The organism is Streptomyces armeniacus (assembly GCF_003355155.1).
GTDB lineage: Bacteria > Actinomycetota > Actinomycetes > Streptomycetales > Streptomycetaceae > Streptomyces > Streptomyces armeniacus.
In genome coordinates this window covers 5,715,106-5,728,822 of the sequence record NZ_CP031320.1, presented here as the reverse complement: position 1 = coordinate 5,728,822, position 13,717 = coordinate 5,715,106, and the positions used below count along the sequence as shown (strand labels likewise).

The 13,717-nt window shown below is 72.7% G+C and carries 14 protein-coding genes; 9 read left to right on the top strand and 5 right to left on the bottom strand.

Annotated features, from left to right (window positions below):
* Window positions 1–137 precede the first annotated feature (137 nt).
* Window positions 138–1,748 (top strand): rifampin monooxygenase, encoded by a 1,611-nt coding sequence (gene rox, locus DVA86_RS24950; protein ID WP_208881615.1) that lies wholly within the window; start codon window positions 138–140, stop codon window positions 1,746–1,748.
* Here rox and DVA86_RS24945 read toward each other — a convergent pair.
* A complete protein-coding gene (locus DVA86_RS24945) occupies window positions 1,673–2,611 on the bottom strand; it encodes a GNAT family N-acetyltransferase (protein ID WP_208881613.1) in 939 nt (312 codons plus the stop codon). The two genes, rox and DVA86_RS24945, sit on opposite strands and share 76 nt — an antisense overlap.
* A gap of 171 nt (window positions 2,612–2,782) precedes the next feature.
* Between DVA86_RS24945 and DVA86_RS24940 the strand changes: the two genes are divergently transcribed.
* Together DVA86_RS24940 and DVA86_RS24935 are read left to right on the top strand one after the other, a co-directional pair.
* Window positions 2,783–3,553 (top strand): oxidoreductase, encoded by a 771-nt coding sequence (locus DVA86_RS24940; protein ID WP_208881611.1) that lies wholly within the window; start codon window positions 2,783–2,785, stop codon window positions 3,551–3,553.
* 52 nt (window positions 3,554–3,605) lie between these two features.
* Window positions 3,606–4,337: an SDR family NAD(P)-dependent oxidoreductase gene (locus tag DVA86_RS24935; protein ID WP_208881610.1), complete on the top strand. Its 732-nt coding sequence runs from the start codon at window positions 3,606–3,608 to the stop codon at window positions 4,335–4,337.
* A gap of 41 nt (window positions 4,338–4,378) precedes the next feature.
* Here DVA86_RS24935 and DVA86_RS24930 read toward each other — a convergent pair whose 3' ends face one another.
* Both DVA86_RS24930 and DVA86_RS24925 read right to left on the bottom strand, forming a co-directional pair.
* Window positions 4,379–5,275, bottom strand: coding sequence for a LysR family transcriptional regulator (locus tag DVA86_RS24930; protein ID WP_208881608.1), 897 nt, complete (start codon window positions 5,273–5,275; stop codon window positions 4,379–4,381).
* Window positions 5,276–5,450: 175 nt separating this feature from the next.
* Window positions 5,451–6,035 (bottom strand): TIGR03086 family metal-binding protein, encoded by a 585-nt coding sequence (locus DVA86_RS24925; protein ID WP_208881606.1) that lies wholly within the window; start codon window positions 6,033–6,035, stop codon window positions 5,451–5,453.
* A 96-nt stretch (window positions 6,036–6,131) separates the two neighbouring features.
* On the opposite strand from DVA86_RS24925, the gene DVA86_RS24920 reads away from it, so the two are divergent.
* Window positions 6,132–6,800, top strand: coding sequence for a hypothetical protein (locus DVA86_RS24920; protein ID WP_208881604.1), 669 nt, complete (start codon window positions 6,132–6,134; stop codon window positions 6,798–6,800).
* 160 nt (window positions 6,801–6,960) lie between these two features.
* Window positions 6,961–8,583, top strand: coding sequence for a serine/threonine-protein kinase (locus DVA86_RS24915; protein ID WP_245997093.1), 1,623 nt, complete (start codon window positions 6,961–6,963; stop codon window positions 8,581–8,583).
* A gap of 42 nt (window positions 8,584–8,625) precedes the next feature.
* Here DVA86_RS24915 and DVA86_RS24910 read toward each other — a convergent pair whose 3' ends face one another.
* Window positions 8,626–9,525 (bottom strand): aminoglycoside phosphotransferase family protein, encoded by a 900-nt coding sequence (locus DVA86_RS24910; RefSeq protein ID WP_208881602.1) that lies wholly within the window; start codon window positions 9,523–9,525, stop codon window positions 8,626–8,628.
* A gap of 363 nt (window positions 9,526–9,888) precedes the next feature.
* Here DVA86_RS24910 and DVA86_RS24900 point away from each other — a divergent pair, with 363 nt between their 5' ends.
* From DVA86_RS24900 to DVA86_RS24885, 4 genes are all read left to right on the top strand, one after another.
* The gene (locus DVA86_RS24900) at window positions 9,889–10,257 is read left to right on the top strand and encodes an MmcQ/YjbR family DNA-binding protein (RefSeq protein WP_208881600.1); all 369 of its coding nucleotides are present in this window, start codon (window positions 9,889–9,891) and stop codon (window positions 10,255–10,257) included.
* 111 nt (window positions 10,258–10,368) lie between these two features.
* Window positions 10,369–10,854, top strand: a complete 486-nt coding sequence (locus tag DVA86_RS24895; protein WP_208881598.1) for a helix-turn-helix domain-containing protein — start codon at window positions 10,369–10,371, stop codon at window positions 10,852–10,854.
* A 79-nt stretch (window positions 10,855–10,933) separates the two neighbouring features.
* On the top strand, window positions 10,934–11,629 hold the full coding sequence (locus tag DVA86_RS24890; protein WP_208881596.1) for a hypothetical protein: 696 nt from the start codon (window positions 10,934–10,936) through the stop codon (window positions 11,627–11,629).
* A gap of 135 nt (window positions 11,630–11,764) precedes the next feature.
* Complete coding sequence (locus DVA86_RS24885) at window positions 11,765–12,106, top strand: DUF2516 family protein (protein WP_208881594.1); 342 nt, start codon at window positions 11,765–11,767, stop codon at window positions 12,104–12,106.
* A gap of 86 nt (window positions 12,107–12,192) precedes the next feature.
* Here the strand turns inward: DVA86_RS24885 and DVA86_RS24880 are convergent, their stop codons facing one another.
* Window positions 12,193–13,596, bottom strand: coding sequence for a PP2C family protein-serine/threonine phosphatase (locus tag DVA86_RS24880; RefSeq protein ID WP_208881592.1), 1,404 nt, complete (start codon window positions 13,594–13,596; stop codon window positions 12,193–12,195).
* Window positions 13,597–13,717: the final 121 nt, after the last annotated feature.

Sequence of the window (13,717 nt, the reverse complement as noted above, 5' to 3'; positions counted from 1 at the left end):
GTACCGCACAATCGTCGGCCAAGGCCAGGACCTGCGGAAATCCGTGATCCGCGAAGTACGCGGCGTATGTATGTCGTTGTGGGCATACGGGCGCGCGGCGGCAGGTCCGCGGGGCCATCTCGTGGAGTGGGGGGATCATGACTGACGTCATCATTGCCGGCGGCGGCCCGACCGGCCTGATGCTGGCCGCCGAACTGCGCCTGCACGGCGTGCACGTGGTCGTACTGGAGAAGGATCCGGAGCCGCCCGCGTACGTCCGCGCGCTCGGGCTGCACGTACGCAGCATCGAGGTGATGGACCAGCGCGGCCTGCTGGACCGGTTCCTCGCGCTCGGCACGCGGCATCCGGTCGGGGGCTTCTTCGCCGGCATCCCCAAGCCCTCGCCCACCCGGCTGGACACCACACACCCGTACGTCCTCGGCATCCCGCAGACCACCACCGACCGCCTGCTGGCCGAGCGCGCCGCCGAACTCGGCGCCGACATCCGGCGCGGCCACGCACTGGCCGGGCTGAGCCAGGACGAGCACGGAGTGGCCGTCGAACTGTCCGACCGTACGGTGCTGCGCTCGCGCTTCCTCGTCGGCTGCGACGGCGGCCGCAGCACCGTACGCAAGCTGCTCGGCGTCGGCTTCCCCGGCGAGCCCACCCGTAACGACACGCTGCTGGGCGAGATGCGGGTGGACGTGCCGCAGGAGACGGTGGCCGCCGTGGTGGCCGAGGTACGCAAGACGCAGCTGCGGTTCGGCGTCGGGCCCTTCGGGGAGGACGTGTACCGCGTCGTCGTACCCGCCGACGGGGTGGCGGAGGACCGTACGGCCGCGCCGACCCTCGACGAGTTCAAGCGGCAGCTGCGCGCCTGCGCGGGCACCGACTTCGGCGTGCACTCGCCGCGCTGGCTGTCCCGGTTCGGCGACGCGACCCGGCAGGCCGAGCGGTACCGCGTCGGCCGCGTGCTGCTGGCCGGCGACGCGGCGCACGTCCACCCGCCGATGGGCGGGCAGGGCCTCAACCTCGGCATCCAGGACGCGTTCAACCTCGGCTGGAAGCTGGCCGCCGAGGTCAACGGCTGGGCGCCGGAAGGGCTGTTGGACAGCTACCACGCCGAACGGCACCCGGTGGCCGCCGCCGTACTGGACAACACCCGCGCGCAGGCTGAGCTGATGTCCACCGAACCGGGGGCCCGGGCCGTACGGCGGCTGGTGGCGGAGCTGATGGACTTCGAGGACGTGAACCGGCACCTGACGGAGAAGATCACCGCCATCGGGGTCCGCTACGACTTCGGCGACGGCGACGGCGACGGCACAAGCGACGGCGACGGCGCCAGCGACGGCCACCCGCTGCTCGGCCGGCGGCTGCGGGACATGCGGCTGAAGCAGTCCCGCCTCTACGAGCTGACACGCGGCGGCCGTGGCCTGCTGCTCGACCGGACCGGCCGGCTCTCGGCGGCGGGCTGGGCCGACCGTGTCGACCACGTCGTGGACGACGCGGACGACGCGGACGACGCGGACGACGGCGAGCAACTGGACGTACCGGCGGTGCTGCTCCGCCCGGACGGCCACGTGGCCTGGGCGGGCGAGGACCAGACGGACCTGCTCGCGCACCTGCCGCGCTGGTTCGGCGCACCCGCCGGTACGGGGGCGGGGGCCGGTACGGGAGCGGGCGCGGCGACGGGTCAGCGGGTTTCCGGTTCCTCCGGTGCGGCGGCGGGCGCGAAGTCGTACACGGACCACTCGGTGACCGGCACGTAACCGAGGCGCTGGTAGAGGGCGTTGCTGGTGGCGTTGGCGGGGTCCGCGAAGAGCACGACGTCCGTCGCGCCCCCGGCCAGCGCGGCCCGGCTCACCTCGGCCGTCACGGCGCCCGCGTAGCCGCGGCCGCGGAGGTGGGCCGGGGTGTAGACGGGGTCGATCCGGACCATGCCGGCGACCATCGACGTCGCGGCCGCCATGGCGACGGGAGCGCCGTCCGGGGTCTCCCAGAACGTGAAGTGCCGGTCGGCGAAGCGCGAACCGGCCCAGGACCGGGCGCCCACGGCGGGCACTTCGCCGACGGTGTCGACGAACTCGCCGCACCAGCGCACCCGTAGCTCGTGGTCCTCCTCGCCCACGGCACGGCCCCGGCCCTCGGGGAGCGGCTCCGGCGGGGTGAGCGTGCCGAGCCGGTACAGCCGGATGCGCGTACCGAGCGCCGGCGCCGCGCCCGTGTGCCGCTGCCATGCCCCGGCGAAGGCGGTGGCGGTGCCGTGGTCCGCGCTGACGGAGGGCAGGGAGTGCCCGAGGCCGGCCAGGCGGGCGGCGAGGGCGTCCGCTTGCCCGTGGGTGAGGCGGGTGGGGCTCAGACCGCGCGACGGAAGCCGGTAGCAGGCGGCGCGGACCGTACCCGCCTGCTCCAGCAGGCCGAAGACGGGGACTTGGGTGCCGTACGGGTCCGCGCCGCCCGTGCCGTACGCGTCCGCCCGACCCGTGCCGTACGCGCCCGCCCCGCGCGTGCGCAGCTTCTCGGTCACGGTCAGCGGCATGGTGTGCAGGGCGGGGCGCGAGCGCAGGAAGTGCCCGGCGCGGGCGAGGAAGTCGTCGACGTCTTCGGTGAGTTGCCAGTCGTCCGGTCGCATGCTTCATGGTTCCGCACGCCGCGGACCCGCCGCGCGGCGGCCTCCCCGTTACGGCATAGGAATCCCCTATACCCCCTGCTGAATTTACGTCTTTGCCTCTCATTCTTTTCCGTACGTACCGTGAACCCGCAACTGACACCCGCCTGGAAAGAATTCGAGAGGACCGGTGGCATGACCACGACCGAGAACGGATCGGGAACCCGAGAACTCGCGGGAAAGCGGGCCCTGGTCACCGGCGGCTCACGCGGAATCGGGGCGGCCATTGTGCGCCAATTCCTGGACGCGGGCGCCGAAGTGCTCACGAACGCCAGGTCGGCAGCGAGCACGCCGCACGACGGTGCCACGTTCGTGGCGGCCGACGTACGGACACGGGCGGGCGCGGAGACGCTCGCCGCGGCCGCGCACGAACTGCTGGGCGGGGTGGACATCCTGGTCCACAACGTCGGCGGGGCCGGGCCGCACAAGGGCGCGCTGGCCATCCCCGACGAGGAGTGGCAGGACACGCTGGCCCTGAACTTCCTGGCGCCCGTACGGCTCGACGCGCTGCTGGCACCGGGCATGCGGGAACGGCGTACGGGCGCGATCGTGCACGTCTCGTCGGCCGCGACCCCGCTCGCACCACCGCCGTTCCTGCACTACACGGCGGCGAAGGCGGCGCTGGAGAACTACAGCCGGGGACTGGCCGCGGAGCTGGCCCCGTCCGGAATCCGGGTCAACACCGTGTCCCCCGGCAGAACCGCCACCCCCGGCGGCGAGGCGACGCGGGAGCAGTGGGCGCTCCTCGACGAGGGGCCGGGCCAGGACACCACGGCGCCCCCGATAGGTCGCGACGGCCGTCCCGACGACATCGCCGACGCGGTGCTGTTCCTCATGTCGGACCGGGCGGGCTGGCTGACCGGAAGCAATCTCGTCGTGGACGGCGGCGAGTTCCCCAGAGGCTGAACCGCTTCCGGAATTTTTCAGAACTCCGGGACACCACGAAAGGTCACACGGAATGGAATTGCGGGGAAAGACCGCACTGGTCACCGGCGGCACTTCCGGCATCGGGCTGGACACCGCACGGCAGCTGGCCCGCGCGGGCGCCGAAGTCGTCATCACCGGCCGCGACGTCCAGCGCGGCAAGAACGCCGTGCACGCCGCGCGGGAGGACGGCGCGGTCCGGTTCATCGCCGCCGACATGGCCGACCTGGACTCCGCCGCCGAACTGGCCCGCGACAGCGGCCCGGTGGACGTCCTCGTCAACAACGCCGGCACCTTCCCCACCTCGCCCACCGTCGAGCAGAGCGTGGAGGGCTACGAGCAGATCTTCGCCACCAATGTGCGCGGCGCCTACTTCCTGGTCGCCACCCTCGTGCCGCACATGCTGGAGAAGGGCGACGGCGCCATCGTCAACGTCACCTCGCTCGCGGCGTTCCGCGGCTTCAGCGGCGCCTCCGTGTACAGCGCGTCCAAGGCCGCGCTGACCTCGCTGACCCGCACGTGGGCGGCGGAGTTCGCCGAGGGCGGCGTACGGGTCAACAGCGTCTCGCCCGGCCCGACCCGTACGGAAGGCGTGCTGGCCGAGTGGGGCGAGGAGGGCAACGAGGGCGTCGCCAGGGACCTGGGCCTCCAACGGACGGCCAGGGCACCCGAGATCGCCGAGGCGATCTGCTTCCTCGCCTCTCCCCGCGCCGCCTACATCACCGGCACCACGCTCCACGTCGACGCCGGCGGCAGCGCCTTCTAGCCCTCCTGAGAGCAGCCGCCCCCAGGGCGCGCGCCCGGCCGTCAGGGCACCGGCGAGAAGGCAGCGGGCTCAGACCAGGTCTCCTGGCGCAGGAGTTCGAGCAGCGCCGTCTCCGCCGGGCCCGCGTCCTGCCGGAGCACGGCGATGACCGGCTGGGACACGGCGGGGAACACCGGCCGTACGAGGTGCTCGTGCCCGTGCGGCACCGCGGAGGCGGGGACGAGCGTCACCCCCAGCCCATGGGCGGCCCAGCGTACGGCCGTCGCCGTCTGGGACGCGCGGGCGGCCGTGACGGGGGTCAGCCCGTTGTTCCGCAGCACGCTCACCAGTACGCCGTCGAGCGCGCTGTCGCGGTCGAACCGCACCCACGGCTCCCCCTCCAGCTCCCGCAGCCCGACCCGGTCCGCGGCGAGCAGCCGGTGCCCGGCGCCCAGCGCCACGGCGAACTCCTCGTCGCCGAGGTGGTGGGCGTCGGCGGGGGTCCGCTCGCACTCCGCCATCAGCGCGAGGTCCAGGACGCCCCGGCGGCACAGCGACTCCAGCTCGGCGGAGCTCGGCTCCTCGAAGACGGTGACCTCCAGCCGCGGGAAGCGGCGGCGCAGCGCACCCAGCGCGCCGGGCAGCTGCCGCGTACCGAAGCCCATCTGCACCGCGACCACCAGCTCGCCCGCCAGATCGTCGGCACCGGCCTGCGCGGTCGCCCGCGCCCGCCGCGCCGCGCTCACCGCGACCTCCGCCTCCCGCAGGAACGCGCGCCCGACCACGGTGGGCACCAGCCCGGTCGGCGTACGGGCGAACAGCCGCACGCCGAGCTCCCGTTCCAGGCCGCGGATCTGCTGCGACACCGACGGCTGGGCGACGTGCAGCCGCTCCGCCGCCGCCGTCACCGAGCCCTCCTCGGCAACGGCCAGCGCGTACTCGTACTGCCGAAGGCTCACCGGCTCCCGCCCCTTCCCGTCTCTGTCCGTCCCGTCCGTCCCGCTGTTCTCACCGTCCCGCTGTTCTCACCGTCACAGCAGGCAACCCGGCCGGGGCGGCGGGGATTCCCCGCGGGCACGCCACAGCGCGGGCACGGCTACGGCGCGGGGGCACGCCGCGGGCACAGGCGCGCTACTACGGCCGGCGCCCCAGGTACGCGGCCAGCCGGGTGTAGACGTCGGCGTCGTCGGCCACGGGGACGACCGGGCTGAACGGCCCCTGCTCGCTGCGCTCCTCCGGCGGCGCGAACTTCGAGAACCCCTCAAGCGCCCGCGCGCCGAGGTCGGGGTCGAGCTCGGCGAGCCGCCCGGTGGCATGTGCGAGGTCCCAGGAATGGGCCGTGAACTCGTGGGTGTAGGCCTCGAGAGCGTCCCGCCCGCGCAGCGTGGCCCACGGCAGCTCGACCATCCGGTCGAGCTGCCCGTCCCCGGCCCACACCCGCTCGGCCTCGCCACGTGCCTCGGCGAACGCGCGCGCCCAGCCGTCGTCGGCTATGCCCTCGGCCACATCGGGCACGCCGCGCGCATCGCCTCCGCTCCCGGCACGTTCGAGCTTGTGCAGCACGGAGACCACATGCCCGAGCAGCGCGCGCACGTCGTAATCGGCACAGGGAGTGCGCTTGCCCAGCTCCCCGGGGCTCACTGCCGCGACCTGCTGCTCGGCTTGATCAAGCGCCCGGACGAAGGCCGGACGGGGGTCGTGGGCCGGCTCTGTAGTCATGCTCGGGAGCGTACAAGGGCCCACTGACAGTCCGGTGTTGACGAGCCCCGGCCACCCGGTGGAGCAGTGTCAGCGGTGTCCGCTTGGATGTGCCGTATGACTGTCCACGATGTCGCCGCGGTGCTGCCCGGCATCCCGGTGTTGCGAGACCTCTGCAGGTCGATGGCCATGGCCGACGCGGTACTGAACCCGGACGACGAGCCGTACTACTCGTTCAACGCCGGCTGGTCGGAGACCGAGGAGCTCGCCTCGATGAGAACCGGGTCAGGTGACGAGTTCGACATCGTCTTCTCGTCCGCCGGCGCGTACATACGCGGCTTCGATCACGAGTCTCCGCTGAGTCCGTACCACCGGGACGACGTGCCCGCGCCGTGGCCGGGCGTGGTGGACACGGTCCCCGCCGTCTTCCGCGGCCTCGTCAGCGAGCCCGCGTTCACCGATGAGGACGGCACGCCCGTGGTGACGGTGTGCATGTGGCGGCAGGAGGGCGACGACCGCTGGCAGGCCGGGCAGATCGACTTCCCCGGCGGGCATCCGGACCCCGACGGCTCGGATTGGCTGTTCGGGCTGCTTGCCGACCCGACTCCCGAGGCGTTTCAAGCGTTCGCGGAGGACTACTACGAGACCGCCGTCGACATCGAGGCCGTGCGGCACGTCTACGGCCTGCGTCCGCTGGACCACTCCGCAGTCGCCGGTCTCAACCCGGACGCGTCCTACGACGATCTCGTCGCGGCGGCGGAAGCGATCGGCTACCCCCTCGCGTGACCATTGGCCGTACGACTGCCTGTCCGTACGCCTGACCGTCCGTCTGCCTGACTGTCCGTTCGCGGTCGCCAACCCGCCTGCCGCGAACGCGGGATGCCGCCGGACCGGCCTACCGCTGCCCGCAGCCGGGCGGCATGATCTGTGCCGGGAGGTGGTGGCGGTGGAGCCCTTGGCGGAGTCCGACCCACGGGAGATCGGGCCGTACCGGTTGCTGGCCGTGCTGGGCCACGGCGGCATGGGCCGGGTCTTTCTGGGGACCGGGCCGGACGGCCGGCCGGTGGCCGTCAAACTCATCCGCGCGGCTCTCGCCGACGACGCGCGCCACCAGGGGCGGTTCAGGCGGGAGGTCGCCGCCGCGCGCAGGGTGCGCGGCGCGCACACCGCCCCCGTGCTCGACGCGGACCTCGACGCGCCCACACCGTGGCTGGCCTCGACCTTCGTCTCCGGCCCGTCGCTGCAGCAGGTGGTCGATGCCGGTGCGGCCGGTGGCGGCATCGGCGGCGGCGCCGATGCCGATGCCGCCACCGTCGGAGTCACCACCGGATCCACCGGAACGCTTCCGGAGAAGGCCGCCCTGCGGCTGGCCGCCGGTCTGACCGCCGCCCTCGACGAGATCCACGGGGCAGGGCTGGTGCACCGGGACCTCAAGCCGGACAACATCCTCCTCACCGATGAAGCCACCACGACGGGCGTCCCGCTCGCCGGCCAGGGCGGGGTGCTCGTCAACGACGAGGGCGTCCGGGTGGTCGATTTCGGTATCGCGCTGGCCACCGACGACGCCCCGGGCAGCACCAGGCTGACCCGTACCGGATGGGCCGTCGGCTCGCCGCCCTACATGTCTCCCGAACAGGTCGAAGGAGCCGCGATCACGCCGGCGAGCGACATCTTCTCGCTCGGTGCCGTGCTGGTCATGGCCTGTACCGGAGCGAGCCCGTTCACGGGAACGTCGATGCCGCAGGTGCTCCACAGCGTCCTGCACTCCGAGCCCGACCTGTCGGCGCTCCCCGACCGGATACGCGCGGTCGCCGAGGCATGCCTCGCCAAGGACCCGGCCGAGCGGCCCGGCCTGGGCCGGCTGCAGGACCTCATCGGCCATGCCGCCGCGTCCACCCGGCCCTGGCCGCCGCGCGTCAACGACCTCGTACGGGACCAGCGGGCCGAGGTCGACCGGATCCTCGGCCCCGCGGGCGGGGCGGCCACCACCGGAGCGGAGGGAGACGGCAAGATCGACGAGGAGACGTGGAGCAGCAGGGCGACCGATCCGATTCCGTTCACCGCGGACGCCCTGCTGCCGGAGAAGTTCGTCAACGATCTCGACGGCGAGTACGTACGGGTGGCGGCGGGCCCCCGCCCGGCCGAGGAGGCCGGACCCAGGAACCTGACCTCCGTACTCACCTCCTGCGACTGCTCGCAGGTGATGGCCGGGGTCTATCTGGAGCAGGGCAGCCCGAACCCGCCCGTCCTGGTCTCCGTCACCGTTGTCCCCATGCCGGACAGCGCGATGGCGAGCATGGTCTACAACTTCCTTCTCCAGGACGGCGAGTGGGAGAAGAAGCTGACGCTCTGGTCCGCCCAGTCCCACAGTGACGGCAGCCCCCGCCGCGGCGACTACGGCGACGGTTTCTTCGAACGCGCCCACATGCGCACCTCCGGGCGCTACGTGATCACCGTACGGACCCTGCGCACCGACCTCCTCGCGGAGACCTGGCTCTATCCGTACGTGTACGCCGCGACGACCCGGGCTTCGCGCTCCTGCGGCCCGGAGAACTACGGAAAGCGCTGACCGCACCGCCGAGGCCCCTCGCACCGCCGAGGCCCGCGTCGGCTAGCAGGTGAGGGCCTCGGTGATCTGCCGGGTGGTCTGCGCGGCGATCCGGGGGTTGACGGCGGCGTAGGAGGTGTAGGCGTTCAGGCCGGTGGCCAGAGCCCAGCCGCGGCCCCGCAGCCAGGTGGCGTCGTCCACGCCGAGCGTGTCGCGGAATGCGGCTCGGCTGCCGGCCGTCATGAGGGTGAAGGCGATCATCAGGTCGCACGCCGGGTCACCGATGCCGAGCCCGCCGAAGTCGATGACGGCGCTGAGACGGCCGTCGACGGTCAGCAGGTTGCCCGTGTGGAAGTCACCGTGGAACCAGACCGGAGGGCGGTCCCACGCGGGGGCGCTCATGGCCGCGTCCCACAGCTCGGTCATGGCCGCGGCGTCGAAGACGCCGTCGACCTCGGCGATGGCGTACCGCGTCGCGCGGTCCCGGTCGGCCAACGACCAGCTGCCGAGCTCTCCGCGGCCGGTCTCGGCGGGAACGCCGTCGGGTGCGAACTTCTGCAGGGACCGCAGGAAACGAGCCAACTCGGCTGCGGCGCCGGTGGAGTCGGCCAGTGCGTCGACGGTCGCCACCTCGCCGTCAAGCCAACGGGACACCGCCCACGGCCACGGATATCCGAAACCGGGCTCCCCGACCCCCACCGGCACCGGAACGGCCAGGGGCAGATGCGGGGCGAGCCGGGGCAGCCACCGGAACTCCTTCCGCGCCTGCCCGATGGCCCCGGCATGGCGGGGCAACCGTACGGCCAACTCTTCGCCCAGCCGGTAGATCACGTGATCGCAGCCGGCCGAAGCGAAGAGTTCCAGGGGCAGCCCGGCCCACCGCGGGAACTGCGTGTCCACCAGACGCCTCACGAGCGCGGCGTCGATCTCGGGCCGGATGTCCGCGGTTCTCGCCGTTGCCAAGCCAGCTCCTGCGGTCGGTCCGCACCGTACGGCGGACAGCAGCGGCCATCACAGCGCCTCGCGGCAGCGCCTGTCGACCGGTTATCGACCCCTCCGCCCTTCCTGGGGCGTCGCTCGCCGACTGTCACATGCCCGCGGCCCACCGCCCGTTCCACCGGCTTCCGGGACAGGATGGGGACATGCCCCGTAACCGCCCGGCGGCGTCCGTCCATGCCGCAGTCGTCGCCACCCGAGGAAGGCAATCCCCATGAACGGATCGACCCTGCTCAAGACCGCGACCGCCTGCGCGGAGGAGCTTCCCGGAGCGCTGCCGACGCATCCCTTCGACCCGCACACCTACGGCATCGACACGCGGGCGGCGCGGTGAGTGCGGCCGACGACCGGCTCCAGGACACCGCCCGCCAGGTGGCCCTCGCCCTCCCCGACGTCAGCCACGGCCGCCCCTTCACCCCCGCACTCGACGTGTACAAGGTCGCAGGCAAGGTGTTCCTGATCGTCACCGACGACCCGGACGAGCAGATCATCACGGTCAAGTGCGAACCCGAGCACGCCCGCGCGCAACAACGCGGCTACCCCACGATCACACCGGGCCGCTACCTCGACAAACGGCACTGGATCTCGCTCGGTCCGGGCCCCGGCATCACCAAGCGGCTGGTCACGGACGCGGTCGAGCACTCCTACGACCTGGTCGTCGAAGGACTGCCGCGACGCGACGGCCCCGGCACGCGGTGAGCGCCGCGCGCCATTCCGCGACCGGCTGAGCCCTCGCTCGGCACGGTGACGAGGGACACTTTTGCAAGCACGGCGCTTGCAAAAGTTAGCAGCGCCGGGCACGGTGGAGTCATGGCTTCCCTGAACGTCGGCGGGCTCGGCGAGTTCCTGCGGGAGCAGCGGCGCACCGCGCAGCTGTCCCTGCGGCAGCTCGCCGACGCCGCCGGGGTGTCCAACCCGTACCTCAGTCAGATCGAGCGCGGCCTGCGCAAGCCGAGCGCCGAGATCCTGCAGCAGCTGGCGAAGGCGCTGCGGATCTCCGCCGAGACGCTGTACGTGCAGGCCGGGATCCTCGACGAGCCGCAGCGCGACCGGGACGACCTCGGCGTGGCCGCCGCGGTGCTCGCCGATCCGTCGATCAACGAGCAGCAGAAGCAGGTGCTGCTCCAGATCTACGAGTCCTTCCGCAAGGAGAACGGGCATCCGGCGACACCGCCGCCCGCGCCGCAGACGGAGCAGCGGGCGGACGAGCAGGCGGAGGAGCGGGCGGGCGACGACCCGGAGCAGACCGCCGACGCCACGGCCGACGGGAAGCCGAAGCCGCAAGCACAGCCGTAAGCCGTAAGCCGTAAGCCGTAAGCACAGCCGTCACAGCAGACACCAGACACCACCGCACGTCCTGGAAGGGATACGGCACATGCCCCTCGCCGACGACATCCGCAAGACCCTGACCGACCCGACCCCGCTGTACTTCGCCGCCGGCGTCATCGACAAGATCCGCGAGGAGGCCCCCGACCGCATCGCGGCCGTACGCGAGGCCGACCCCAAGGAGGTCCAGCAGAAGGTCACCACGCAGGCCAAGGAGACGCAGGCCAAGGTGAGCGAGGCGCTCGGGCACATCGACACCGACGTGAAGAAGCTGCGCGAGCAGGCAGAGACGCTCGCGCTGCAGAGCGTGGGCGTGGCCGCGGAGTACGCGGTCAAGGCCCGCGAGACGTACGACGAGCTGGCCGAGCGCGGCCGCGGCGCCGTGCAGACGTGGCGGGGCGAGGAGCCGCGCGACGTGCCCGAGGTGACGGTGGAGCGCACGACCGTACGCGTCGCCGAGCCGCCCGTCGCGGAGCCGCCCGCCGCCACCCGGAGCGGCCGGAACGGGAAGGCCGAGGACGGCGGCGCCGGCACCCGTACGACCCGCGATGCCGCGACGACCGCCAGTGAGAAGCCGCGCCCGGCGGCCTCCAAGGCGACGCCGAAGACCGCGCCGAAGACAGCACCCAAGACCGCCTCCAAGGCGGCGCCCAAGGACAAGCCGGCCGCCGCGAAGAAGACCGCCACCGCGCGGAAGACGGGCACCTCGGCGAAGAAGCCGACGACGCCCGAGTCGGACAGCTGACCCAGCGGGCCGGGCACAGAAGGCGTGCCCGGCCCGTTGTACGGGTAGCGTGGGCGCTACGGCTCCACGTGCGCCACGTGCTCCACGACGGATGACTGACGACGACCACCGACGGCGAACAAGGGTGTGTGCATCATGTTGGTGCAGGAATTCACGGCATCGGTCTGGCTGCTGATCGGCATCGTTCTGCTCGCGCTGGCCGTCTTCGCGTTCATCGACGCCGCGATGCGCCGGCAGGACGCGTATCCGGCGGCGGACAAGCAGAACAAGCAGTTCTGGATGATCATCCTGGGCATCACGGTGGCGGTGAACCTGCTGATCCCGATGCTGTTCCTGCAGATCATCGGCCTGATCGCGACTATCGTCTACATCGTGGACGTCCGCCCCGCCCTCAAGCAGGTCATCGGCGGAAACGGGCGCCGGCAGGGCGGCAGCAGCAGCGACGGGCCGTACGGGCCGTTCAACGGCGGTCGCTGACCCCCGTCACCGCGGAAACGCCGCGGAAACCCCCGCAGCATCCCCCGTCACCGCGGAAACCCCGGTCACCGCGGAAACGCCCCCGCTCACCCGCGGTCCAGCAGCAGCACCGCCACGTCGTCCGTCAGCTCGCCGCCGTTGAGCCCGCGGACCTCCTCCATCGTCGCCTCGAGCAGCGCCTCGCCGCGCCGCCCCTGCGCGAGGAAGCGGGCGACGATGTCGACCATGCCCTCCTGGCCCAGCCGCTGTCGGCCCGTGCCGACGCGGCCCTCGATCAGCCCGTCCGTGTACATCATCAGCGACCAGGCGCGGCCCAGCTCCACCTGACGCCGGGGCCAGCGTGCCGACGGCAGCAGGCCGAGCGCGGGGCCGCTCTCGTCGTACGGGAGCAGCCGCGGCCCGGCGCCGCCGCAGCCCGCGATGAGGGGCGACGGGTGGCCCGCCAGGCACACGCCCGCGCTGCGCCCGTCGGGGGCGATGTCGACGGTGCAGAGGGTGGCGAACACCTCGTCGGTGGGCCGCTCGTGCTCGATGACCTTCTGCAGGGTGCCGAGCAGTTCGTCGCCGCACAGTCCGGCGAAGGTCAGCGCGCGCCAGGCGATGCGCAGTTCGACGCCGAGTGCCGCTTCGTCGGGCCCGTGCCCGCACACGTCGCCGATCATCGCGTGCACGGTGCCGTCGGCGGTACGGACCGTGTCGTAGAAGTCGCCGCCGAGCAGCGCGCGGGACCGGCCGGGCCTGTAGCGGGCGGCGAACCGCAGGTCGCTGCCGTGCAGTAGCGGGGTGGGCAGCAGGCCGCGTTCCAGCCGGGCGTTCTCCTCGGCGCGCAGGCGCGACTCGGTGAGCTGGCGCTGGGCGAGGTCGGCGCGCTTGCGTTCGACGGCGTAACGGACGGCGCGGCCGAGGAGGCGGCCGTCGAGCTCGTCGCGGAAGAGGTAGTCCTGGGCGCCGACGCGTACGGCCGCGGCCGCCCGTTCGGCGTCCGCGCCGTCGGTCAGGGCGAGTACGGCGTGCCGGGGGGCGAGGCGGAGGACGCGGCGCAACATGTCCAGCTCGTCCTCGTTGTCGGGTACGTCGGAGCCGTCCGCGCCGCCCGCACCGCTCGCACCGCCGCCCGCACCGCTCGCACCGCCGTTCGCACCGCTCGCACCGCCGCCCGCACCACCCGCGCCGCCCGAACCGCCCGAACCGCCCGAACCGCCCGCGCCCGCCTCCGTACGGAGGGTGAGCGACAGGTCGAGCAGGATGCAGTGCACGTCGTCGGTCAGGAGCCGCTCGGCCTCGGTGAGGTTGCGGGCGGTACGGGTCCGGATGGGCTCGCTGGGCGCGCCCAGCAGCGCGGGCACGCTGACACTCCCGGTCGGGTCGTCTTCGATCACCAACAGGGTGAGCCCTGCGCTTCCGGCCCCTTCCCCCTGGGGCTCACCCTGGTTCGGGATCACCGCGAGCGGCGAGGCCGCCGTGTTGTCCCGATGCACGGGTACCGGCATGACTGCGATTCCTCTTCCCTCCCCCCGAGGGCGCGGCACCCCTGGTCGCCAGGCGCCGCAGGCGACACTAGCGCCCTGGCACACCCGTACGGAATGCCTGCAGGCAACATGCTCTTGTCAT